The 21,788-nt window shown below is 64.4% G+C and carries 23 protein-coding genes; 12 read left to right on the top strand and 11 right to left on the bottom strand.

The window, feature by feature from the left end; translation table 11 throughout:
* Positions 1-181: 181 nt before the first annotated feature.
* From LJE61_RS12385 to LJE61_RS12375, 3 genes are all read right to left on the bottom strand, one after another.
* Entirely contained in the window at positions 182-562 is a 381-nt protein-coding gene (locus LJE61_RS12385; protein WP_296910939.1) for a sulfur globule family protein, read from the bottom strand.
* A 139-nt stretch (positions 563-701) separates the two neighbouring features.
* Positions 702-1,517: a uracil-DNA glycosylase gene (locus LJE61_RS12380; RefSeq protein WP_296910941.1), complete on the bottom strand. Its 816-nt coding sequence runs from the start codon at positions 1,515-1,517 to the stop codon at positions 702-704.
* A gap of 10 nt (positions 1,518-1,527) precedes the next feature.
* On the bottom strand, positions 1,528-3,078 hold the full coding sequence (locus LJE61_RS12375; RefSeq protein WP_296910943.1) for a 2-isopropylmalate synthase: 1,551 nt from the start codon (positions 3,076-3,078) through the stop codon (positions 1,528-1,530).
* Between the two features lie 93 nt (positions 3,079-3,171).
* Here LJE61_RS12375 and LJE61_RS15395 point away from each other — a divergent pair, with 93 nt between their 5' ends.
* The 3 genes from LJE61_RS15395 to LJE61_RS12360 all read left to right on the top strand — a co-directional run bounded on the left by LJE61_RS15395 (position 3,172) and on the right by LJE61_RS12360 (position 4,911).
* Positions 3,172-3,525, top strand: coding sequence for a hypothetical protein (locus LJE61_RS15395; RefSeq protein ID WP_519973025.1), 354 nt, complete (start codon positions 3,172-3,174; stop codon positions 3,523-3,525).
* Positions 3,526-3,633: 108 nt separating this feature from the next.
* Complete coding sequence (locus LJE61_RS12365; RefSeq protein ID WP_296914198.1) at positions 3,634-4,566, top strand: DnaJ C-terminal domain-containing protein; 933 nt, start codon at positions 3,634-3,636, stop codon at positions 4,564-4,566.
* Between the two features lie 3 nt (positions 4,567-4,569).
* Positions 4,570-4,911 (top strand): chaperone modulator CbpM, encoded by a 342-nt coding sequence (locus LJE61_RS12360; protein WP_296914201.1) that lies wholly within the window; start codon positions 4,570-4,572, stop codon positions 4,909-4,911.
* A gap of 574 nt (positions 4,912-5,485) precedes the next feature.
* Here LJE61_RS12360 and nadC read toward each other — a convergent pair.
* Positions 5,486-6,421: a carboxylating nicotinate-nucleotide diphosphorylase gene (nadC, locus tag LJE61_RS12355; protein ID WP_296918516.1), complete on the bottom strand. Its 936-nt coding sequence runs from the start codon at positions 6,419-6,421 to the stop codon at positions 5,486-5,488.
* Positions 6,422-6,450: 29 nt separating this feature from the next.
* A complete protein-coding gene (locus LJE61_RS12350; RefSeq protein WP_296914206.1) occupies positions 6,451-8,574 on the bottom strand; it encodes a DUF1631 family protein in 2,124 nt (707 codons plus the stop codon).
* On the opposite strand from LJE61_RS12350, the gene LJE61_RS12345 reads away from it, so the two are divergent.
* A complete protein-coding gene (locus LJE61_RS12345; RefSeq protein ID WP_296914230.1) occupies positions 8,534-8,770 on the top strand; it encodes a hypothetical protein in 237 nt (78 codons plus the stop codon). The genes LJE61_RS12350 and LJE61_RS12345 overlap by 41 nt on opposite strands.
* Positions 8,754-9,395, top strand: coding sequence for a 1,6-anhydro-N-acetylmuramyl-L-alanine amidase AmpD (ampD, locus tag LJE61_RS12340; protein WP_296914209.1), 642 nt, complete (start codon positions 8,754-8,756; stop codon positions 9,393-9,395). The genes LJE61_RS12345 and ampD overlap by 17 nt, the downstream gene beginning before the upstream one ends.
* Here the strand turns inward: ampD and LJE61_RS12335 are convergent.
* Positions 9,392-10,204, bottom strand: a complete 813-nt coding sequence (locus tag LJE61_RS12335; RefSeq protein WP_296914213.1) for a UDP-2,3-diacylglucosamine diphosphatase — start codon at positions 10,202-10,204, stop codon at positions 9,392-9,394. The genes ampD and LJE61_RS12335 overlap by 4 nt on opposite strands.
* Positions 10,205-10,624: 420 nt before the next feature.
* On the opposite strand from LJE61_RS12335, the gene LJE61_RS12330 reads away from it, so the two are divergent.
* The 7 genes from LJE61_RS12330 to LJE61_RS12300 all read left to right on the top strand — a co-directional run bounded on the left by LJE61_RS12330 (position 10,625) and on the right by LJE61_RS12300 (position 16,088).
* Positions 10,625-11,080, top strand: coding sequence for a DUF302 domain-containing protein (locus LJE61_RS12330; protein ID WP_296914215.1), 456 nt, complete (start codon positions 10,625-10,627; stop codon positions 11,078-11,080).
* Positions 11,081-11,309: 229 nt separating this feature from the next.
* Positions 11,310-11,564 carry an HvfA family oxazolone/thioamide-modified RiPP metallophore gene (locus LJE61_RS12325; protein WP_296914218.1) on the top strand — a complete coding sequence of 85 codons (255 nt, stop codon included), beginning with the start codon at positions 11,310-11,312 and terminating at the stop codon, positions 11,562-11,564.
* Positions 11,565-11,583: 19 nt separating this feature from the next.
* Positions 11,584-12,441, top strand: coding sequence for an HvfB family MNIO-type RiPP peptide maturase (locus LJE61_RS12320; RefSeq protein WP_296914220.1), 858 nt, complete (start codon positions 11,584-11,586; stop codon positions 12,439-12,441).
* Positions 12,434-13,210 (top strand): HvfC family RiPP maturation protein, encoded by a 777-nt coding sequence (locus tag LJE61_RS12315; protein ID WP_296914224.1) that lies wholly within the window; start codon positions 12,434-12,436, stop codon positions 13,208-13,210. The genes LJE61_RS12320 and LJE61_RS12315 overlap by 8 nt, the downstream gene beginning before the upstream one ends.
* 183 nt (positions 13,211-13,393) lie before the next feature.
* Positions 13,394-13,840, top strand: a complete 447-nt coding sequence (locus tag LJE61_RS12310; protein ID WP_296918515.1) for a hypothetical protein — start codon at positions 13,394-13,396, stop codon at positions 13,838-13,840.
* Between the two features lie 184 nt (positions 13,841-14,024).
* On the top strand, positions 14,025-14,696 hold the full coding sequence (locus LJE61_RS12305) for an ERCC4 domain-containing protein (RefSeq protein WP_296911654.1): 672 nt from the start codon (positions 14,025-14,027) through the stop codon (positions 14,694-14,696).
* Positions 14,697-14,867: 171 nt separating this feature from the next.
* The gene (locus LJE61_RS12300) at positions 14,868-16,088 is read left to right on the top strand and encodes an argininosuccinate synthase (protein WP_296918514.1); all 1,221 of its coding nucleotides are present in this window, start codon (positions 14,868-14,870) and stop codon (positions 16,086-16,088) included.
* Positions 16,089-16,271: 183 nt separating this feature from the next.
* Here the strand turns inward: LJE61_RS12300 and LJE61_RS12295 are convergent, their stop codons facing one another.
* The 5 genes from LJE61_RS12295 to LJE61_RS12275 all read right to left on the bottom strand — a co-directional run bounded on the left by LJE61_RS12295 (position 16,272) and on the right by LJE61_RS12275 (position 21,783).
* On the bottom strand, positions 16,272-17,372 hold the full coding sequence (locus LJE61_RS12295; RefSeq protein WP_519972644.1) for a PQQ-dependent sugar dehydrogenase: 1,101 nt from the start codon (positions 17,370-17,372) through the stop codon (positions 16,272-16,274).
* A 59-nt stretch (positions 17,373-17,431) separates the two neighbouring features.
* Positions 17,432-17,899: a gamma-butyrobetaine hydroxylase family protein gene (locus LJE61_RS12290; protein WP_296911650.1), complete on the bottom strand. Its 468-nt coding sequence runs from the start codon at positions 17,897-17,899 to the stop codon at positions 17,432-17,434.
* A gap of 203 nt (positions 17,900-18,102) precedes the next feature.
* Positions 18,103-19,203, bottom strand: coding sequence for a ferrochelatase (hemH, locus tag LJE61_RS12285; protein ID WP_296911648.1), 1,101 nt, complete (start codon positions 19,201-19,203; stop codon positions 18,103-18,105).
* Between the two features lie 216 nt (positions 19,204-19,419).
* Positions 19,420-19,971, bottom strand: coding sequence for a hemerythrin domain-containing protein (locus tag LJE61_RS12280; RefSeq protein ID WP_296911646.1), 552 nt, complete (start codon positions 19,969-19,971; stop codon positions 19,420-19,422).
* A gap of 81 nt (positions 19,972-20,052) precedes the next feature.
* Positions 20,053-21,783 carry a potassium channel family protein gene (locus tag LJE61_RS12275; RefSeq protein ID WP_296911644.1) on the bottom strand — a complete coding sequence of 577 codons (1,731 nt, stop codon included), beginning with the start codon at positions 21,781-21,783 and terminating at the stop codon, positions 20,053-20,055.
* Between the last annotated feature and the right edge of the window lie 5 nt (positions 21,784-21,788).

Raw genomic sequence — 21,788 nt, 5'->3', positions numbered from 1 at the left:
AGCCACTGATCGGACGCCCTGAGCAGGAAACGCGGGACAAGGATCGCGAGGCATCGGCCGGGACCCTGTAACGTCCGCACCGCGACCGGCAAGCGAGATCCGACAACGAAAAAAGACCAGGCAGACGCCTGGCCTTTGCAGCCGCGGCACTTCCCATGTGCACCCTGTTCTTTTTGGGGTCCTACTTGGCTTCAGGTTGAGCCGGCGCGGCCGGCGCGACCGGAGCGACCGGAGCCGCATACGGGAAGGCGTAGGGATAGCCGCCCCCGTAGTAAGGGGCACCGTACCCGTAAGGACCACCCCAACCGCCATAGTAGGGATAGTCGTAGCCGTATCCATAACCGCGACCGTATCCACGGCCGTAGCCGCGGCCAGTGCCACCGCCGCTCATGCCGAAGTTGAAGTCGCCGTAGCCGTCACCGAACATGTCGCTGAAGACATCGCCGAGTCCCGAGCCGTAGCCGGGGCCGTAGCCGCCGTAGCCGGGCCCCCACCAAGCGGAAGCGGAAGCGGAAGCGCCCAGAAGGGCGGCGATGGCAGCAGCGGTAGCAAGCTTTTTCATTTTGATTTCTCCGGTCGATTTATGTGTTGGGCAGCAAGCGTGGATGCCTTATCAACAACCACGTGGGACATTATATTAGCACTTAATGAAATAGGAAATAATTAATCGCGATCGCCAAGCGATGTTCCATTTTCAATATCTATCGTGAAACCCGCCCCGCCTCGTTCAGGCGATGCGCGACCGCGACCAGATCCGCCCAGACCTTCGCCTTCTGCTCGGGCGAACGGAGCAGATAGGCGGGGTGATAGGTCACACGCAGCGGCACCTTCTCGCCGCCGAGCTCGAACCACCGCCCCCTGAGGGTACCCACAGGCGCATCCGTCTCCAGGAGATGTTGAGCCGCAACGCGCCCAACGCAGAGAATGAGACGCGGACCAGTCAAGCTGATCTGTCGCATCAGATACGCCTCGCACCGTTCGGCCTCTTCTCGGCGCGGGTCGCGATTCCCTGGTGGGCGACACTTGAGCACATTGGCGATATAGGCCTGCTCGCGCGCGAGGCCGATGGCAGAGAGCATTCGATTCAGCAACTGGCCGGCGCGACCGACGAAGGGTTCCCCCGCGCGATCCTCCTCGGCGCCGGGTGCCTCTCCGACGATCATGAGATCGGCAGCGCGATTGCCAACCCCGAAGACAGTCTGCGTGCGAGTCTCGCAGAGTGGGCAGCCACGACAGCCGGCCACCGCCATCTCGAGTGCCCGCCAATCCATCGCTGCGATGTCGCCGGACGTCCAACCCTCCAGCGGCTGCGCATCCGGTCCGCCGCGCGCGATCGGCCAATCGGTCGCCGGGACCGACACGGGTCGCCGAGGCTCTCCGAGCCGCGCGACGCTCGAAGCCGGCTCGGCCACCGACGATGCGCGGCGCGCAACGACCAACCTCTCCTCTGGGCAGCGCCGGACCCAGACATCGATGCCTATCGCATCGAGGTATCCCAGACGTCGCCGCTCGTCCATCGCCAACCGCTCAGACGTCGCCGGTCTGAGGATGCGCCCGCGCAACGGGCTGAAGAATCTTGTTGCAGGCGTTGATGTAGGCCTTGGCGGAAGCGATCACGATATCGGTATCGGCACCTTGACCGTTGACGATCCGTCCCCCGCGCTCCAACCTGACCGTGACCTCGCCCTGTGCATCCGTGCCGCTGGTGATCGCATTGACCGAATAAAGCTTCAGCGCCGTCTCGCTCTCCACGATCGACTCGATCGCCTTGAAGGTCGCATCCACCGGCCCGCCACCGATCGCGGTCGCACTCCGTTCCTCGCCATCGAAGGCGAGGACCAGATCGGCGAGCGGTGTCTCGCCGGTCTCCGAGCAGACCCGCAGAGAGACCAGCTTCACCCGCTCATTGGACGCATCCAGGGTTGCATCCGTCACCAACGCCTGAAGGTCTTCGTCGAAGATGTCGTGCTTCTTGTCCGCGAGCTCCTTGAACCGCGAGAAGGCGGCGTTGAGCTCTTCCTCCGAACCCATCACAACCCCCAGTTCCTGGAGACGGGTGCGAAAGGCATTGCGACCCGAATGCTTGCCGAGCACCATGCGGCTCGCATTCCAGCCCACGTCCTCCGCACGCATGATCTCGTAGGTTTCACGGCTCTTGAGAACGCCGTCCTGGTGAATCCCGGACTCATGAGCAAATGCATTGGCGCCGACAACGGCCTTGTTCGGCTGCACCGCGAAACCGGTGATCCCCGCCACCAGACGAGAGCAGCTCATGATTTGCGTGGTGTCGAGTCGGGTCTTGCAGTCGAATAGATCCTGACGCGTGCGCACCGCCATGACGATCTCTTCGAGCGCGGCATTGCCGGCCCGCTCGCCCAGGCCATTGATCGTGCATTCGACCTGACGTGCGCCGTTCCGGACCGCCGCCAGTGAGTTCGCCACCGCAAGGCCAAGGTCGTTGTGACAATGGACCGAGAACACGGCGTGATCGGCGTTTGGGACGCGTTCGCGCAAGGCTGCGATCAGACTGCCGAATTGATCAGGGATACTGTAGCCGACGGTGTCTGGGATGTTGACGGTTCCCGCACCCGCGGCGATGACCGCCTCCAAGACACGGCAGAGAAAATCGATCTCAGAGCGACCCGCGTCCTCGGGCGAAAACTCGACGTCGTCGGTATAGCGGCGCGCCCGCTGGACCGCATGCACGGCCTGCGCGAGCACTTGATCGGGCGTCATCCGCAGCTTCTTCTCCATGTGGATCGGCGAGGTGGCGATGAAGGTGTGGATGCGTCCGGCTGCAGCCCCCGCAATCGCCTCGCCGGCCCGGTCGATGTCCTTGTCCAGCGCACGTGCCAGCCCGCAGACACGGCTCTCCTTGACCGTCTCGGCCACCGCCTTGACCGCGTCGAAGTCACCCGGACTCGCGATGGGAAAGCCCGCCTCAATGACGTCCACACGCAGGCGCTCCAGGGCCTTGGCGATCCGCACCTTCTCATCACGGGTCATCGATGCCCCTGGGCTCTGCTCGCCGTCCCGGAGGGTGGTGTCGAAAATGATCAGGTGGTCTGTTGCGCTCATGGATGCCCTCTGGATTGACGAGGATGCCGGGACGATCGTGCCTGCTCTCCTGCAGGGCATTGTAGGCGATTCGCGCATGGAGGCCGTTTCGGGGTGCCGCTGCTGCGGCTCGCCTTCGGTAGGCTCTACGACGAGTATATCGGTGAGAGCGAAAAAAACCTCCGCGAGGCACTCGCCACGGCGGATGTCCTGTCACCCTGCGTCCTCTGGAGCGATCGGATCGAGAGCACGCAACCCCTTTCGGTGATCATGCATGAGCAGCTGAATGCGCTGCGGGCCTGGGCCGTCGGACGCGAGTTGCAGGCACACGGGTCCGAAGACGCGGATCAGACCAGGCCGCGCAGGTCAGGGCGAAAGGGGGAGAGTCAGGTGCCGCGGCCAGGTGCAAACGAATCCAACCGGGCCGCGCCGCAAACCCGAGCGCAGAGCGCCCAGCGCCCCGCGTAACAGGGCTCGACAGCCCGCCGCTGGACGGTACGGTGCAATGGCACCTGAAAGCCCATAGATCGCGCCAGGAAGGGGGATCATCGTCTGAAACTCCGCTGAGGCGCTGCGATGGAATACAAGGATTACTATAAGACCCTTGGTGTGGCGCGGGATGCCACCCAGGACGAGATCAAGCGGGCCTATCGGCGGCTGGCGCGCAAGTTCCACCCCGATGTCAGCACGGAGCCGAACGCCGAGGCCAGGTTCAAGGAGATCAACGAGGCCAATGAGGTCCTTCGCGATCCGGAGAAGCGCGCCGCCTACGACGCGCTCGGCGGCAACTGGCGTGCCGGGCAGGATTTTCGACCACCGCCCGGATCCGGCGGGTTCCATCGCGAGTTCCACTTCGGCCCCGATGAGGCAGCCGAGTTCAGCGATTTCTTCGCCAGCATCTTCGGCCGCGAGCTCCACACCGGTGCCGACGATCATCGGCGCCGGCGCGGCCATGACCAGACCGTCCGGATCAGCATTGACCTGGAGGAGGCCTATCACGGCGGGACCCGCCAATTACGTCTGGATGTGCCGGAAATCGGAGCCGACGGACTGGTCACATCAAGGGCTCGGACGCTGAACGTCCGGATCCCCGCCGGCGTGACGCAAGGCCGCCAGATCCGGCTGGCCGGCCAGGGCGCCCCGGGCCTCAACGGCGGCCATCCCGGCGACCTCTATCTCGAGGTCGAGATCAGCCCCCATTGCATCTTCACACACGAAGGCAAGGACGTCCTGCTGCGACTGCCGATCGCCCCATGGGAGGCTGCCCTGGGCGCCACTGTCTCGGCACCAACGCTGGGCGGAACAGTGAAGCTGAAGGTTCCGGCGGGATCTCAGTCGGGACAGCGCCTGCGCTTAAAGGGCAGAGGCCTCCCGGGTAATCCTCCCGGGGATGAGCTGGTGATCCTCGAGATCGTCACCCCCCCGGCCAAGACGGATGCCGCAAAAGCGGTCTACCTCGACATGGCCGAGCGTCTACACTTCAACCCTAGAGCCCAACTGGGAGTCTGACCGATGACGCGGACCGAGACACGCATTGAAGGGATCGTGCTCGACGAGGGACTCACGGTGACCCTCTCCGAGCTCACCCAGCTGTGCGGCTCCAGCGGGCGCGCGGTGAGGCTGATGGTCACCGAGGGCTTGTTGAGACCGAAGGGCGAACGGCCGGAGGATTGGCGGTTCGACGGCTTCCAAGTGCGCCGCGCGCGGCGCGCCGTCCGCTTGCAGCGCGACCTCGAGCTGAACCTGGCGGGGACCGCCTTGGCCCTTGACCTCCTCGACGAGCTGGAATCCCTGCGGGAACGGCTCCGTATCCTCGAGCACCAAGTGGGACAGCGCCGCCGCGAGCTCCCATAATCCCGACGCAGAGGGCCCGCTTGCCGATGCCACCGCGCGCGCCCACCCCGGGGACCTGCCGGTCGAGGCTACCGGGAGCCGGCATTCTGGAACCCAGCCGGTCTCGCATGGCAACGGCAGCAGGAAAGGCCGCCGAGATCACCTCTCGGCTGGCGCCTTGACCCAGGCGGCTCTTGGTATCAGCTCGGACTGAATGGGCCCTGCGCACTCCCCCCGGATGAGCCGGTGGCAGGAATCAACCGCCATGGGGCGCCTGCCTATACGACTTGGGTTGCGAGTCTCGGCGGCGCGCACAGCGGTGCGATTCTCCAGCACGAGTATCCGTGGGAAGTCGCCGCACGCCGGGGCTTGATCAGGGCGAAGGGACGCGTGTGGGAATGGTGCGCCAACCCCTTCCATGCCTATCCTGATTTCCGCCCCTTCCCGCATGGCGGCACTTCAGAGGCCGGCTTCGTGCTCGGTCAAGGTGTCCTGCGCGGGGCATGCTCCACACCCGCAGCTCTCTGGGCCAGACCAGCTACCGATTCGGAGAAAAGCCCGAGACTCGCGAGATGTTTTCCGGTCTGCGATTGGTCTATCCACCCGCCTGATTGCGGCCCGTCATCGACTCTGAATAGCCTGACGATGAAGAGAACCGCATGGAGAGGTCGACCGCGGTCACATCCTTGGTGAGAGCACCGACCGAGATGCGGTCGACACCTGTCTCCGCAATCGCTCGAATGCTCTCAAGCGTGACACCGCCGGATGCCTCGAGGCAGGCGCGACCGCCGTTCAGGGTCACCGCTCGACGGAGATCTTCCAGAGTGAAGTTGTCGAGAAGGATCGATACCGCGCCCGCGTCCAAGGCAACCTTGAGTTGCTCGAGCGACTCCACCTCGATCTGAATGTCGACCTGGGCCCCGGCGCCCGTCGCCGCAGCCAGCGCCGCTGGGATCGAGCCCGCCGCAAGGATATGGTTCTCTTTAATCAGAATCGCGTCGAACAGCCCCATGCGGTGATTGTCGCAGCCACCGCAGGCCACGGCGTATTTCTGCTGGACGCGAAGACCTGGAAGGGTCTTACGGGTGTCCAATATGCGGACCGGAAGCCCCGCAACGGCAGCAGCGAAATTCCCGGCCCGCGTCGCCGTTCCCGAGAGGGTCTGAAGGTAGTTCAACGCGGTGCGTTCGCCAGTCAGCAGCGTCGCCGCCGAACCCTCGAGGATCGATAGACGCTGACCCGGCTGGATACGATCGCCGTCCGCCGCCTCCCAGTGGACCTGGACCAGCGGATCGAGGAGCCGAAACACCGCGTCAAACCAAGCGCAGCCGCACAGGATCGCCTGCTCACGGGTGATCAGCTCGGCACGCCCTCGGGCACCTGGCGCCAACAGGGCGGCAGTGAGATCACCCGAACCGACGTCCTCGCTCAATGCCGCTCGAACCTGCACCTCGATCAGCTCGACATCCGGCAGGTGGACAGCCCCGGCCGGGGGTTGCGGGCGCTTCCGAGGCTGTTCAGATTCAGACATCGAGGTTGCTCCAGCGAAGGCTCAGCCGATCAGTTGGACTCCGACTCCAGACTCGTCAAAAGCGCGCTCAGGGCCCGATCCGCGATCGGCGGCTGACCACCGGCCAATACGGTCACCCGACCCTGCTGAATCAGACCGGCGAGCTCCCCCCCGGTGAGGTGCGCGCGAATCCGGCCGGCGCGATCCACAAAGGCGAAATCATCTCGATCGGGGTGCCAGGCAGCCAGCTGGAGACGGACCCTTCCCCCGTCGTCACGCACCCAGTCGATCCAATCGCCCACTGCACAATCAGGCGAGGTGGCATCGGGGAGATCGGTCGCAGGCCCCTGGGTCGCGAGCTCCGCGCCCCTACCTGCCCCCTGGAGTACATCCAAATGAAGCGCCTGCAGCTCTTTGAACCAGGAGGCCATTTGACGCTGATCGCAGCCGACCTCCGACAGGCGCTGCCGCAAGGTTTCGAGCAGACCGGGGATCCGTTTGAGCAACTGGCGCCGCTCCTCGGCGTTGCCTTTCGCTCGAACGCTCCAGAGTAACCGATCGATCAACTCCAACGCATATTGCCACTCGCGGCTGCCCGGGCCATGAGTCCGATGGATCTGAAGCAGGACAAGTGACCAGCCCCGATTCAGAATCGTCTCGATGACCACCGGCACCCGGGCATAGGTCGCCAAGCGCTCGGCGATTGCAGCGGCGACAGTGGCCTGCTCGGGCGCAAGCCGCGCGCGATCGGGCTGAGTATCGAGCAGGCCGGCGGCCCGCGCCCGCGCCTGCTCGCGCGCGATGAAGGCTCGAAAATAGCGGTCCATGCGAGCGAACAGCCGGGTATCACCATCGAAATCGAGGACGAGTCGCTCGATGACGCGCTCGATCATGCCATAGAGGCTGTCGGGGCCTCGGCCGTCGTCTTCGCTCCAACCGACACCGGCCTCCCCGATGTCGTTGAGAAGGCGCCGCGCCGGGTGCTCCTGATCCGCAAAGAACGCTTTGTCGAGCAGCGCGAGCTTGGCAACCGGTATCTGCATTCGCGCGATCAGTGTCTTGATGGGATCCGGAAGCTCACTGCCTCCGAGCAGGTGCTCGAAGAAGAGAAAGACGAGGTCCAGGGTGTCCGCATCACGCTCTGCCAGGGTGCGGCGCGGCTCATCCCCGGTCGGCCCCGCGAGCGATGCGGACAATCGTTCACGCAGCTGGCTCTCAGCGCTCGGCGACCCGCCCGCGTCGACCGGTGTGACGTCCAGACTGTCCAACAAGGCCACCAGCTCGGCGGTCTGAATCACGACGCCGCGATTGGCCTCCGGGCGAACCGGCGGTCGCTGTCGCGCAAGCAGGCCTTGCAAGACATCGAACGGGATCGAAACAGCCTCAGGGATGGGTCCAGCGAGAACGGTTTCCCCCGGCGCGACAGCCTCGCCGGCGCCTGACGTCCGCGCGTCAGCGGCTCGATCAGGCGTCCCGAGCGTCGGCGCAGCCGGGGCTCGACTCGGCTCCCAATGACAGTCGGCCGCGCTCAAACAGCCGCAGTAGAAATCGCCCAGATGGTCCATCACATGCTTGTCGAAAAGCTTGTAAATGGCGAGCTTGATCGAAGGCTCCAACTCGGGAACCGCCTCCAATGCACCGCGAAACGCGCTGCACAGCGCGGAAGGCCCAAACGGATTCTCGGCAAGACCGACCTCGCTCCACCCCATCAAGCAGGCGATCAAACGATCGGTCTCGAGCAACTCTTTCCGGTATCGGGACTCCGCCTTCGAAACCAGGTTGTCGATGACGAGGATCTCTTCCAGCTCCGCATCCGCGACCAACGCAAGATCCCCGAATCCCAGTCTTGGCTCGAGCCGAGACTGATGTTCCCGGAGCCGGGAGACGAGGTCTGCGGCCCCCTGCTGGACCTGGCGCAGAAACTCGATCCGCAGACGATTGCATTGCTGTTGGAGGAGCTTCTGGGCATCGAAGTACACCCGATAGCTCAGATCATTCGTGGATCTGTCCGCAAGATTGTAGAGCGCCTCGTCGAGCTTCCCGAACAGGGTCTCCCACAAAGGTGGCAGAAGGTCACGGAGCAAGCGGATACAATCCGCCGCGAAACGCCTCGGCGCAGAGAAGGAATGCTCCTTGGACGAACGGAAGGAGTTGATGGGATGGGACTCGACCAATGGGATCTCGACGCCGGTTGCCGGTCATGCCACCATCCGCGACCAGAGAGCGTGGTCCGGACCGGACCTTTGGAACGTGGTGGAGTTTGTCGTCGAGATGGTAAGCAATGCACGGACCGGTGTCACCATCTATCGGGCGGATCTCGAGGAAGAAGACACGAGTCGGCGGGCAGGCATCCATGATCATCACACCTAAGCGAACGACACCGGCCGCTGCGCAGAGACTCGGCACTGGGCATCAGCAATGCCACACGCGCGAGGCTGGGGTCGATATCGAAGGCTGGCTAACTGGAGCTGAGCGCCGGCCCTCGCCGAACCATGACCCTCGCCCGCCGGGCACGGGCATCGATCTGTTGGTCATCCACAATATCAGCCTGCCGCCGGGAAACTTCTCGGGTGATTGGATCGACGACCTCTTTCTCAACCGGCTCGACGCGGGCGCGCACCCTTATTTTCACCACATTGCGGGGCAGCGCGTCTCGGCCCACCTGTTGATCAGACGCGACGGGAGACTCTTTCAGTACGTCGCATTCGAGCGACGTGCCTGGCACGCCGGGGCCTCCCGATTCGCGGGGCGGGATCGCTGCAACGACTTTTCGATCGGGATCGAGCTGGAAGGAACGGACGACGCGCCTTTTGCCGAGGCGCAATACGAACGTCTCGCCGAATGCACGATTCACATCATGCATCGCTATCGCGGGATTACCGAAGAGCGGATCGCCGGACACAGCGAGATTGCCCCAGGTCGCAAAACCGACCCGGGGCCAGCTTTCGATTGGTTACGGTATCGGGAGTCGATTCGCGGATCGGCCTTGTTCTAACCGGCACGGGCCAGTGCCAACTCGGTCTGCGCCACCTCCAGCGATTGTGGATACGCGTCGGTCCAGCGCAGCAGCTCCAAGCGTCCGTCATGGTGCTCGACCAAGGCGGTGCAGCTCTCCACCCAGTCTCCGCAGTTGCAGTAGGCAACCCCCTCGATCTCACGCATCTCCGCGTGGTGGATATGCCCGCAGATCATGCCGTCGACCTGCCGCCGCCCCGCCTCATCGGCGACCGCCGCCTCGAAGCTGCCGATGTAGCTGACGGCATTCTTGACCTTGTATTTCAGGTATCCGGCGAGCGACCAGTACTTGAGACCAAGCAGACTGCGGATGCGGCTGATGTGCCCATTCAACACGAGCAGGTTGTCGTAGATGCGGGAGCCAATCTTGGCAAGCCACCTGCCATTCTGAACGACAGCGTCAAATGCGTCGCCATGCATGACCAGGAAGCGTCGCCCGTCGGCCGTGGTATGGATGACCTCTTCGCGAACGGCGACATTGCCGAAGTCGGCGCCAAGATGAGTACGGAAGACCTCGTCGTGATTGCCTGGAGTATAGATGACCTCAGTGCCTCTCCTGGCCTTATCGAGGACCTCGCGAACGACCTGATTATGCGCCTCCGGCCAGTAGACACCGTTTTTCATGGCCCAAACGTCAACAATGTCGCCAACGAGATAGAGTTGCTTGCATTCAGTCGATTGGAGAAAGTCGAGCACGAGGGAGGCCTGACAGCCCCGAAAACCCAAATGAATGTCCGAGATAAAGATGCTCCGGTACTTCAGGGGGCTCATGCGTTTGATGTACGTCATCGCATTACCGGCCTCAAGTGCTGAGATTCCGGCTATGTTCCCGGACCTCCATTGCCGCTGTATTGACGAAACGTGAAGATGCGATGAATTTCGAGCCGGGGTACGACCTGACGCGTCGTGGAATCCGGGAGGTGCGCGAATCCTGTGACCCAGGTCCGGCCAGTCCCGGGATCCGCTGGGGACCCAGGCAGGCCGATCGCGAAAGATGGTCCAGAGCGCCATCAGGCCCGCACGGACAGCGAACTGGATGGCGAAGAACGCCGCCGCTGACCCGTTCGACGCGATCTTGAGCAAGCCGATGGCGGTTCATCGACTGCTGGATCTGCTCGGGGAAACCCGCCCGAGCAGACCAGACTTGGCGAGCGAAATGAGGCACACTTTGGGCGCGGCGACTCTGCCGCCTTCATCGGAGAATAGGACATGCTGAAACGGGGATTTCTCGGATTGGCCTTGCTGGCGGTTGCCGCTGCGGCCCCTGCGCTCGACGGTGAGGGCATGGTGATCACGACCAGCCGTCACAGTGTCCCGGAGACCGCTGATCGCGCCGCGGCAGCGATCGCCGAGCATGGTCTGGGCGTCTTCGCGCGCATTGACCACGCGGAAGGCGCACTGAAAGCGGGGTTGGACTTGGCGCCGACGGAGCTGCTGATCTTCGGCAACCCGACGGCGGGAACCCGGCTCATGCACTGCGGAGCGACGGTCGCCATCGATCTCCCCCTGAAGCTGCTCGTTTGGCGGGGCCCCGAGGGCATCACCCAGGTCGCCTACAACGACCCTGCCTGGCTCAGTGACAGACATGGCCTCGAGGAATGTGCAGCCGTCCTCGCGAACGTCGAAAAGGCACTGTCCGAAATCGCGGCAGCGGCCGGCGATTAGATGATCCAGGCTGAAAGATTCCCGCGAGGCGGAGGGTCTGAGCTGCTGAGACCGTCCGGGGTCTGGGCGACCGTGCGCCGTGGCGACAACCCGATCGTCGCGCCGGCCCTGGAAATCGGCCCGGATTGCCATCACTACTGGGGCGGTGCGGTGCGATACCATCGGCCCAGTGCCCTGAGACCGGACCTGCCATGAGCTTTCTCTCATCAATCGACCGAGGACAATGCGAATGACGAAAAAGGCCATCACCCCCGCTGCCGCCCTGGTTGGGGCTGCCCTTGTCGGCAGCCTGGGCACCTTGAACGGCGCTGAAGCTGGCACCAACCCCTTCGTCGCCCAGACGCTGGATGCCGGCTACATGCAGATCGCCGAAGGAGATACGGAAGGGAAGTGCGGCGAGGGCAAGTGCGGTGAAGACAAGGGGTCGGAAGGGAAGTGCGGGTCGGACAAAGAAAAGGAAGGGAAGTGCGGCAGCACGTCCTGACCCTCCGCCGTCCAGGGCCATGAACCAGGCTCGTTATCCGGTTCATGGCGCCGGCCTCGGCCTGCGGCGGTCCTTTTTGGGCGCCCTTGCCGAGCGGCCTCCGGCACAGGTGGATTTCTATGAGATCGCCCCGGAGAACTGGATCGGCATGGGCGGCGTGAACGCACGCCGCCTGCGTTCCTTGACCGAGACCCAGCCGTTTGTCTGCCATGGGCTCTCGCTCTCGATCGGGGGTCCGATGCCGCTCGATCTGCGCCTCGTGACAGAGGTCAAGCGGTTCTTGGATACGCACGGGATCCGCGCCTACACGGAGCACTTGAGCTATTGCTCGGATGACGGCCACCTCTACGATCTCTTGCCCATTCCCTTCACCGAAGAGGCTGTGCGGCACGTCGCCGGCCGCGTGCGTCAGGTGCAGGAGATCCTGGAGCGGCGGATCGCGCTGGAGAATGTCTCCTACTATGGCGCGCCGGGACAGGAGATGTCTGAGATCGACTTCATCAATGCAGTCATCGACGAGGCAGACTGCGACCTCCTCCTCGACCTGAACAACACCTATGTCAACAGCATCAACCACGGCTACGATCCCGAGGCCTTCCTGGCCGCGCTGCCCGGAGAACGGATCTGCTATGCGCACATCGCGGGCCACTATGAGGAAGCGAAGGACCTGCGGGTCGATACGCACGGCGCGGATGTGATCGACCCGGTCTGGGGGCTCCTGGACCTTGCCTATCAGCGGTTCGGAGTCTTCCCCACGCTCCTGGAGCGTGACTTCAACATCCCCCCACTGGACCAGTTGCTTCAGGAGGTCGATCAGATACAGCGGATCCAGCACACCTGTGTGGCGCGGTCCGAGAGGCGTCTGACCCATGGTTGAGCAGCCCGAGTTCATCAGTCGGCAGCTCGCCTTCGCCGCCCATCTGCGCGATCCGAGTCGTGTGCCGGGACCGGATGATGTCGAGGATCGCCGCACGGCGATCTATCGCGACCTGGTCTTCAGGAACGTCTCGTCCTTGCTCGCTGGAAGCTTCCCGGTCCTTCACCGGACCCTCCCCGAGGAGCATTGGAACGATCTGGTCAGAGACTTCTTTGTTCGTCATCGTGCGAAGACACCGCTCTTTCTGGAGCTTGCGCAGGAGTTTCTCGACTTTCTCCAGACTGCCCGCGCGGACGATCCGCGGGACCCGCCGTTCCTGTTGGAGCTGGCGCATTACGAGTGGGTGGAGCTGGCGCTTCAGATCAGCGATGAGGCGCCCGATCCGGCGCGCATCGACCCGGAGGGCGACCTGACCGCGGGTCGCCCAGTGATCTCCCCGCTGGCCTGGCATCTGACCTACCGCTTCCCGGTCCACCGCCTTGGTCCGGATCTGCAGCCCGCGACGCCCCCGCCCGAACCGACCCAACTACTGGTCTATCGTGGGTGGGACGACAGGATCCAGTTCCTGGAGATCAATGCCGTCACCCAGCGACTGCTGATCCTGCTTGAGGAGGATCCACCGCGGTCGGGGCGTCAAGTCTTGCTGCGGATCGCCGCGGAGCTTGGTCATCCCGAACCCGACCAGGTGGTCACATTCGGATCGGAGCTGATGGAGGGTCTGCGCGCCAAGGGTATCCTGCTCGGGACCGAACGCGGATCCACAATCTGATCGTCGGATCCGCGCCATCCCTGTCAGGAAGATCCGCGTCCCACCGAAGGTCGAGACAGCGCGCCACGTGACATAGTGTCTTTCGATCATCGTCGGCCTGCGGGCCGAGATCTCGCGCAGTTTGTGTCCGAGCGGCCCAGTGACAGTCATCAGCATCCTTCCAGTTCAAGCGCCAAGCCCCTCATGAACGGCCTCGGCACGACGCAGGACCCCTATCTGCAGGCCTTTCGCGGCAGCTTCACCTCCGCCTTGCGCTGGCATCAGCTCGACGACCTCTGGGCGCGAATCCTCGAGCACGCCGATGCCGGATGGTTTCTCTATGCCGTCGGCGAGCCGCCGCCGATGGTTGCAGCAGACGCGGAGCGCGTCAGGAACTTCATCGCCGAGATCGACCGGCTCCTGCGGGCAGAGCATCGCGAGGACTATTGCGGAATCGTCTACGCCAACGACCTGCGCGCACCGACCTTCATCAAGATCTATGATCCGGGCAATCTCGGGGTAGTCTGCGGTTTCAGCGACGAGCCGCCCTTGCCGGGCTGGGTGATGAGCCTGATCCCGCCGGTCGACCTGCCAAGCACGCGTCCGCTACCGAAGAGCCGGCGCCGTTGGTGGAAGAGGCTCCTTGGTTAACCGCATCCAGTGTGGAGATGCGGTGTCTTCGTCCGGGTGCCAACCGCGGATGAACCCACGAACGCCGCAGACGCTGTCAAGTCTCTTCATGCTTCCGAGGCCGTGAGGCTTTGTCTCGCCGCGTCGATCCCGGCCGACTGTCGTTGGTGGCGTCACAGCGGATGGTCGAACCTCAAGAGGCAACATGATGGCCACCAAACAGACGTTCTCGATCCTGGTCGACGACCGCGAGGCAACCGAGACCGTGGCGAAGGCCCTGCGGCAACATCCGGAATTCCGGATCAAAGTCGAGCGGCTCCCGGTTGGCGACTTCCTGGTCGACGACGCCCTCCTCTTCGAGCGCAAGACGTTGCTGGATCTCACTCGCTCGATCAAGGACGGGCGTCTCTTCGGGCAGGGTGAACGTCTCGCGAATGCCGCGCCGCGCGGTGCCCTGATCCTCGAAGGCACCGCGCGGGGACTGGCCGAGAGCCGGATGCGACGTGAGGCAATCCAGGGTGCGCTGGTAACGCTCACGCTTTTCTTCGGTCTACCGCTGCTCCGATCACGGGATCCGGAGGAGACAGCGCGGCTGATGCTCTTCGCCGCACGCCAGGGACGCGCGTTCGCCCTGGGAGCGCGGCCTCGGCCCGGCAAGCGACCGCGCGGGAAGTTGCGTCTCCAGAGCCACGTCCTTCAAGGGTTGCCCGGAATCGGACCCGAACGGGCGAAGCGACTGCTCGCGCATTTCGGCAGTGTCGAGGCGGTGATCGCGGCGGAGGCCGATGTCCTGACCGACGTGCCCGGGATCGGGAAAGCCGTCGCGGAGATCATCCGCTGGACGGTCCGGGAGCACCCGGCGGTCTATCACGGCTGACCCGCGTCCGGCATGACATGCGCTCTGCTCGCGTTGGCGAGGCCGCGCACGAACCGACGGATGTCCCAGCAAGCGCTGGCTTAGGTCTCTGATTTCCGGATCCAGGATGATCGACTTCGGTCCCGTCAACTGGGTATATACTGCTGGCTTTTCTCGGCTTGGAGCAGAGCGATGTCGCAAGGCGCGGTCAAGAAGGTGGTGTTGGCCTACTCCGGAGGGCTGGATACCTCGGTGATCCTCAAATGGCTGCAGGAGAAATATCAATGCGAGGTCGTGACCTTCACGGCCGACATCGGCCAGGGCGAAGAGCTTGAGCCGGCACGCGCGAAGGCCGAGGCGGCAGGGGTGAAGGAGATCTATATTGACGATCTGCGCGAGGAATTCGTCCGCGACTTCGTTTACCCCATGTTCCGCGCCAACGCCATCTACGAGGGCGAGTATCTGCTCGGCACCTCGATCGCTCGACCGCTGATCGCCAAGCGCCTGATCGAGATCGCCGCCGAGACGGGGGCCGACGCCATCGCCCATGGCGCCACCGGCAAGGGCAACGACCAGGTCCGCTTCGAGCTGACCGCCTATGCGCTCAATCCGGACATCAAGATCATCGCCCCCTGGCGCGAGTGGGATCTGCTGTCGCGCGAGCGACTGATGGACTATGCGGCGAGCCGCGGGATCGCGGTCGAGATGAAGCGTGAGGGCACCAAGTCGCCCTACTCGATGGACGCTAACCTCCTGCACATCTCATACGAGGGCGACGACCTGGAGGATCCCTGGGTCGAGCCGGGCGCCGACATGTGGCGCTGGAGCGTCACCCCGGAGGAGGCACCGGATCGGGCGACCCCGATCGAGCTGATGTTCGAGCGGGGCGACTGTGTCGGGATCGACGGCCGGTGCATGACCCCGGCCGGTGTCCTGGCGGAGCTCAACCGCATCGGCGGGGCCAACGGCATCGGGCGCAGCGATATCGTGGAGAACCGCTATGTCGGGATGAAATCGCGCGGGTGCTACGAGACCCCTGGCGGCACCATACTGCTCAAGGCCCATCGCGCGATGGAGTCCTTGACGCTGGACCGCGAGGCGGGGCACCTGAAGGACGAGCTGATGCCGCGCTACGCGAGCCTGATCTATAACGGTTACTGGTTCTCGCCGGAACGGCGCATGCTCCAGGCCGCAATCGACGCGACCCAGGATGTGGTGAACGGCGTGGTGCGCCTGCGGCTCTACAAGGGCAATGTCATGGTGGTCGGGCGCAAGTCAGAGACCGACAGCCTCTTCGACGCCTCCATCGCGACCTTCGAGGAAGACGCGGGGGCCTATGATCAAAAGGACGCGACCGGATTCATCCGGCTCAACGCCCTGCGACTGAGGGTAGCCGGACGCAAGCGCAGGTAGAAGCCAGCGGCGAGTCCCGCAAGTCACGCGCGACAGTGCGCCCTCGCAAGCGCGAACCAACCTGAACGCGCCTTCGGGCAGGGGCAGATCATCCTGTAAACCGCGGGTGGGCAGGCACGGCGCCTCCGGCGGCGGCCGAGCGACGCCCCCGGCCGAACCCTTTGTGCTTGAGCTCGACACCGGTCAGTCCGGCAGGATCCGCAGCAAGGCCCCGTTTGGGGCATCGGTCAGGACATAGAGATAGCCGTCCGGCCCCTGGCGAACATCACGCACGCGGTTTTCGATGGTGAGCTTCTGCTCGTCAATCACCCGCGCCCCATCCAGGACGATCCGCCGGACCTGACCGAACACCAGGGCACCGCTGAAGAGGTTTCCCCGCCAGTCGGGATAGCGATCACCCGTATAGAAGGCGAGCCCGCTCGGCGCCTTCGAGGGCGTCCAGTTGATCAGCGGATCTTGCACGTCCGGTCGACTGGTCACATCCGACACCGGCGGACCCCAGTATTCGCGGCTGTAGGTGACCTCGGGCCAGCCGTAGTTCTTTCCTGCCTCGATCAGATTGAGCTCGTCGCCGCCGCGCGAGCCGTGCTCATTGGCCCAGACGCGTCCGCTCGCCGGGTCGCGCGTCAGGCCCTGGATGTTGCGATGGCCGTAACTGTAGATCTCAGGACGTGCACCTTCACGACCGGTGAAAGGATTGCCGGGGTGCGGACGCCCGTCTTCCGTTAGCCGCAAGACCTTGCCGAAATGGGTCTCGAGCCGCTGTGCCTGATCACGAACATCGCGGCCCGCAAACGCGATCGGTGGATTGCCGCCGTCACCGATGCTCATCACCAGACTCTGGTCCGGCAGCCAGACCAGCCGCGACCCGAAATGCTGGCCGCCGCTCTTGGCATCGGCGTTCGTAAAGATCACCTCGACGTCCACGAGCCGAGTGCCGTCGAGCCGTCCGCGTGCCAGCGCGGTGCGGTTCGCGTCCGGGGTCCCGGACGCGAAGGTCAGATAGACCCAGCGGGAGCGATCGAAGTCCGGATGCAAGGCGACGTCCAACAGTCCACCCTGCCCATGGACCAGGATGGGCGGCAGACCGGCGATCGGCTCAGGCACCAAGATGCCATCGCGCAGCATCCGCAGGCGCCCCGGGCGCTCGGTGATGAGCGCCGATCCGTCGGGCAGCCAGGCGATCGACCAGGGGTGCTCGAGCCCGTCCACCACCACCTCGGCCCTCCAGCCCTCCGCCTCGGGCACATCCGCAGTGGGTTTGACAGGCCCACCGACGGGCATGGCATTGGAGAGCAGAACCAGGAGCAGCGCGGCAAGACCCACCAAAATAGCACGGCGGATCACGTGGCCGCCCCCGGCACCGGCGCCACGGATCCCTCCTCATTCACGCCTTCGGGAAGCTCAGATGGCAGCTCGCCGCGGGACTTCAGCGCCTCGAAGGGGTCAGGCCCACCGCGTGCGTATCCCGCCCCCTTCAGCCTGTCGAGATAGTCGAGCCACAAGGGCTGCCAGGCCCGACCCAGCTTGTAGAGATACTGCCAGTCATAGAGACCCGAGTTGTGACCGTCATCGAAGAAGATCTTGAGCGCGTAATTCCCGACCTGCTGGAGGTCCGTGATCGTGACCGACTCCTTCTTGACCTGGAGCTTGGCCGTGGCGGGCGAGTGGCCGCGAACCTCGGCCGACGGGGAATAGACCCGCAGATACTCGCACGGCAACCTGAATCGCGCCCCGTCGTCGAAGGCGATCTCGAGGATCCGGGACTGCTGATGCAGGTTGATCTCGATCGGTAAAGCGCGTGGTTCCATACGTCTGACCTCAAAGCGGGGTTCGCATTGATGCGATCGACAGTCTGCCCGGAGCACACTCCTGAGCTGAAAAGGCACTCCGGACGCAGCGGATCGTGACCCCGGGGGAACTCAACCCATCTTTCCCCCGGGGTCCGCGGCAACGGCCTCAGATGCCTTGGGTCGTTCGGGCCGGTGCAGCTCAGATGGCCGTCGTCGGATGATCAAGTCGTGGCCCCCAAGGCCACGGCGCGCTCCCGACGTGCGGCGAGCTCGGCCCCATCGGCAGCGGGACGGGTCTGCTCTGGCCACCCCGCACTGTGCCGCTGAATGATCCCGGCGAGCATCTCGATGTGGGCGGGACTGTCATTGAGACAATGGACGTAGCTGAAGCGCTCGCCGCCGGCGCCCAGGAAATAACCCCGATTCTCTGCGTCGATTTCTTCGATGGTCTCGAGGCAGTCGGCCGAGAAGCCGGGTGAGAGGACCTGGACCGAGCGCACCCCCTCCGCCGCCCACGCCTTGAGGGTCTCGTCCGTGTAGGGCTGGAGCCACTCCTTGAATCCAACCCGTGACTGGAAGGCCAGTGCCCAACGCTCGGGCGCCAGACCGAGTCGCTCGGTGGCCAGGCGCGCCGTCTTCTGGCACTGGCAGAAGTAGGGATCGCCCTGGTCGAAGTAGTCCTTCGGGATGCCATGGAACGAAAACAGCAGGCGCTCGGCCTCACCCTGCGCCGTCCAGTGGTTGCGGATGCTCTCGACGATCGCCTCGATGTAGCGCGGCTCGTCGTGATACTGACTGATGAATCTGACCTCTGGGATCCAGCGCCAGCGTGAGAGCTCCCGCGTCACCGCATCGAAGACCGAGGCCGTCGTGGACCCCGAGTATTGCGGATAGAGCGGGAAGACCAGCAGTCGACGCGCGTTCGCCCGGCGGAGCTCGGCGAGCGCCGAAGGGATGGATGGGTTGCCGTAGCGCATCCCCAACGCGACTTTGACCGATCCGACGCAGTCCTCGCTCAGACGGGCTTGCAGTGCGGCGGACTGGCGCTTGGCGATGCTCAGGAGTGGAGAGCCATCCTGGCCCCACACCGCCTGATACGCCTTTGCTGACCGGGCGGGGCGCACGCGTAAGATCACCGCATGGAGGATCGGCAGCCAGAGCGCCCTTGGCAGCTCGACGACGCGGGGGTCGGACAGAAACTCGGCCAGATAGCGGCGAACGGCCGGCACGGTGGGCATCTCGGGCGTGCCCAGGTTGACGAGCAGGACCCCCAGACATTCCGGGGCATCATGGCGAAAATCAGGTGTGCCTACGAATGTCATGACTCCGTCTCGGCTTTGGAGTGGACCCGCTCGGCCGGAGGAATCATGCTCAGGCGCCGCTGCGGAAACCATTTTGTGCCCGGATGGGGCGAGCTGCGGCCTCCATGTCCAGGCGCTCAACCACCTCGACATGGTGGCGACGACCGCTGCCATCGCGTTCCGGCACGCCTCATCCCGTAACAGACGGTGTCGGGAGCGAGGACCACCCGGGACGTCTCAGGGTTCCGCCTGCGCCGCGAGTTGCGCATAAAGCGCGCGGTAACGCAGCGGATCCGGGTTCCCGAAGAGCGGATCCTCGACCGTCGGGGCCATGACCTCGAGCTCCGTCCAGTCGCCGGCCGACAGGCGGGCGAGCGCGATCGGGAAGGCCTCCTCGTCCTCGAGCCGCATATGGCTGCGCAGCGTGCTGATCAGCTCGCGTCCATGCGCCTCCACGTCCTCCCGCAATAGAACCTCCTCATGCAGGATGCCGTCGAGCGACTGGCGAAAGCGTTTGTTGAGCTGACCCAGCACCCTGTGCTGCCGCATCAGGACCTCGAAGACGTCATGTCGCTCGGAGCCCTTGTCCAAGATACGCTGAAAGATGAGGTCCTCGGTCGGGTGATGGACGATGTCGGAATAGCTGTCCATGTACTCGAGCATCTCACTCATGAGCTCATAGTCGGGCTCCGCGCCCTCGTGAAAACGGTCCAGCAACTCCTCGAACAGATCGAGCAGCCTTGCCAGACGGGCGTGATCCTGGCCGAGTCGGGTCATTACCGGAGGCATGTGACATCTCCTCGTTGCAGCGGTCCGCGTGCTGCCAGTATGACATCATTGCCACCGTTACCAAACGCCGGCCGGACTCGGTCACCGCTTCGCCGGGGCTGCCTTGTGCGCCTGCTCGCGACGCCGGGCAAGCCAACGCCAGACCCCGCCATCGGGTCCGGTCTCCCCCGTCCGGACATACCGCAGCACCCACGGGTTTCGCATCGTCCAGGTCATACATCGACTCGCCTCCGCACGGCCACAGCAGAGCAGGCGGTCGCCGGTGCGGATGCGCTCGGCCCCCTCAGGCAGCGGGCGACGCGCATCATTGTGAAGGCGCATGAGGACGATGACCGGCAATGACCTCTCGCGGGCCCGAGGATCGCATAACAGTTGCGCGATGGTGACGGCGGTACCGCGCCGATCCTCGTCGCAGAGCGCCGGCGCATCGACCTCGTCGACTCTGACCTCCCAGACATGGGGCGCCTCATCATCGACCAACGCCGCAATCCGGCTCACCAGCTCACAGGCCCAGTTATCCTCCTGGTAGCGGGCAAAGGTGAGGAACTCAGCGAGCAGCGGCGTGCCAAGACGCACCCGGATGCGCTCGGCAATGATGCGGCTCGGCAACATGACCACCTTCGCGCCGACTCGGTCAAACAGGATCTGGTTGTGCAGATGGTTCTCACGGGCCACCACGAAGAGGTCGGGATTCAGCTCCAGGGCGGTCATGATGATCGAGAGGTTGTCCGCGTCGTTGTCGGTTCCGGCGACCAGGCCGACGGCGTCCTGGATACCGGCCTGCTCCAGGGTGACCGCCTCGGTCCCGCGCCCATGCACGACGCCCTCTTTCGGGACGCCCGTCTTATGCGGAAGGGCTTCGATGACCGTCAGCGCCAGGTCCTGCTCGCTGAGGTATCGGTACATCGCCTTGCCGAATCGGCCGTACCCGCAGAGGACCCAACGACCTTTGGACGGCGGGTAGATCGGCTCTCCCAGCGGCTCGCCCTCGACCCCGGACAGCCAGTCGCCCAGCAGGGTCAGACAAGGGGCCTGGATCGCGATCGCCATGTCGAGGGCAAAGGTATCGAAAGGGTCATAGATATGATCGGTTCCAACCGAGGCCATGTTGGCCTCGATCTCATGTGAATCCGCCCGACAGATCACCTTAATCCTGGGATGCATCAGCTTAGCCGCGATCGCGATCTGCAGGTTGACCTCGTTGACGTTGGTCAAAGCGACGACACCCTTGCAGAGCGCGTGCTGCAGACCGGCGGCCTCGAGATTTGCGGGCTGGCACGCATCGGCGCACAGCGCCGGGACGTATTCGCGCTGATCGTCGAGCTTCAGCAGGTTCACCCGCTCCGGATCGATGTCGATGACCACGGCATGGTCGTGGCGATCGGTGAGGCTGCGCACCAGGGCGCCGCCGGTCTGGCCGTAGCCGCAGACGAGATAGAAGGGGTCGCGCAACCGCCGAACCCGCTTCCGGAAGCGACGTTCCGTGATCGCCCGTTGGAACGTCGAGTCTTGCAGCAGGGCAATCAGGGTCCCGACGGCATACACCCAAACCGCGACGGTGGCGAATACACAGAAGGCGACCCAGATCCGCTGAGCGTCGGTGAACTCGTTGGGCAGCTCGCCGAAACCGATGGTCGTCGACATGTAGCTGACGAAGTAGAAGGCGTGGAAGAAGCTCATGGGGACCGGGTCCCCCGCCGCGTCCCGCGCCGGGATCAAGACCATTCCCGCCATCGCCACCGCATACACACCGATCAATAACAGCAGCGGCACGCGCATGCGCCGCATGATGAGGTAGACGATGTTGTCCATGACCA

Source organism: Thiocapsa sp. (genome assembly GCF_022340925.1).
Lineage (GTDB): Bacteria > Pseudomonadota > Gammaproteobacteria > Chromatiales > Chromatiaceae > Thiocapsa.
This window is presented reverse-complemented; position numbering and strand designations above follow the sequence as displayed.

Bases quoted from the DNA above. Each gene is read 5' to 3' on its own strand.
- LJE61_RS12385 (WP_296910939.1), bottom strand. From the start codon at position 562: ATGAAAAAGCTTGCTACCGCTGCTGCCATCGCCGCCCTTCTGGGCGCT.
- LJE61_RS12380 (WP_296910941.1), bottom strand. From the start codon at position 1,517: ATGGACGAGCGGCGACGTCTGGGATACCTCGATGCGATAGGCATCGAT.
- LJE61_RS12375 (WP_296910943.1), bottom strand. From the start codon at position 3,078: ATGAGCGCAACAGACCACCTGATCATTTTCGACACCACCCTCCGGGAC.
- LJE61_RS12365 (WP_296914198.1), top strand. From the start codon at position 3,634: ATGGAATACAAGGATTACTATAAGACCCTTGGTGTGGCGCGGGATGCC.
- LJE61_RS12360 (WP_296914201.1), top strand. From the start codon at position 4,570: ATGACGCGGACCGAGACACGCATTGAAGGGATCGTGCTCGACGAGGGA.
- nadC (WP_296918516.1), bottom strand. From the start codon at position 6,421: ATGTCTGAATCTGAACAGCCTCGGAAGCGCCCGCAACCCCCGGCCGGG.
- ampD (WP_296914209.1), top strand. From the start codon at position 8,754: ATGATCATCACACCTAAGCGAACGACACCGGCCGCTGCGCAGAGACTC.
- LJE61_RS12335 (WP_296914213.1), bottom strand. From the start codon at position 10,204: ATGACGTACATCAAACGCATGAGCCCCCTGAAGTACCGGAGCATCTTT.
- LJE61_RS12330 (WP_296914215.1), top strand. From the start codon at position 10,625: ATGCTGAAACGGGGATTTCTCGGATTGGCCTTGCTGGCGGTTGCCGCT.
- LJE61_RS12325 (WP_296914218.1), top strand. From the start codon at position 11,310: ATGACGAAAAAGGCCATCACCCCCGCTGCCGCCCTGGTTGGGGCTGCC.
- LJE61_RS12320 (WP_296914220.1), top strand. From the start codon at position 11,584: ATGAACCAGGCTCGTTATCCGGTTCATGGCGCCGGCCTCGGCCTGCGG.
- LJE61_RS12315 (WP_296914224.1), top strand. From the start codon at position 12,434: ATGGTTGAGCAGCCCGAGTTCATCAGTCGGCAGCTCGCCTTCGCCGCC.
- LJE61_RS12310 (WP_296918515.1), top strand. From the start codon at position 13,394: ATGAACGGCCTCGGCACGACGCAGGACCCCTATCTGCAGGCCTTTCGC.
- LJE61_RS12305 (WP_296911654.1), top strand. From the start codon at position 14,025: ATGATGGCCACCAAACAGACGTTCTCGATCCTGGTCGACGACCGCGAG.
- LJE61_RS12300 (WP_296918514.1), top strand. From the start codon at position 14,868: ATGTCGCAAGGCGCGGTCAAGAAGGTGGTGTTGGCCTACTCCGGAGGG.
- LJE61_RS12295 (WP_519972644.1), bottom strand. From the start codon at position 17,372: ATGCCCGTCGGTGGGCCTGTCAAACCCACTGCGGATGTGCCCGAGGCG.
- LJE61_RS12290 (WP_296911650.1), bottom strand. From the start codon at position 17,899: ATGGAACCACGCGCTTTACCGATCGAGATCAACCTGCATCAGCAGTCC.
- hemH (WP_296911648.1), bottom strand. From the start codon at position 19,203: ATGACATTCGTAGGCACACCTGATTTTCGCCATGATGCCCCGGAATGT.
- LJE61_RS12280 (WP_296911646.1), bottom strand. From the start codon at position 19,971: ATGCCTCCGGTAATGACCCGACTCGGCCAGGATCACGCCCGTCTGGCA.
- LJE61_RS12275 (WP_296911644.1), bottom strand. From the start codon at position 21,783: ATGGACAACATCGTCTACCTCATCATGCGGCGCATGCGCGTGCCGCTG.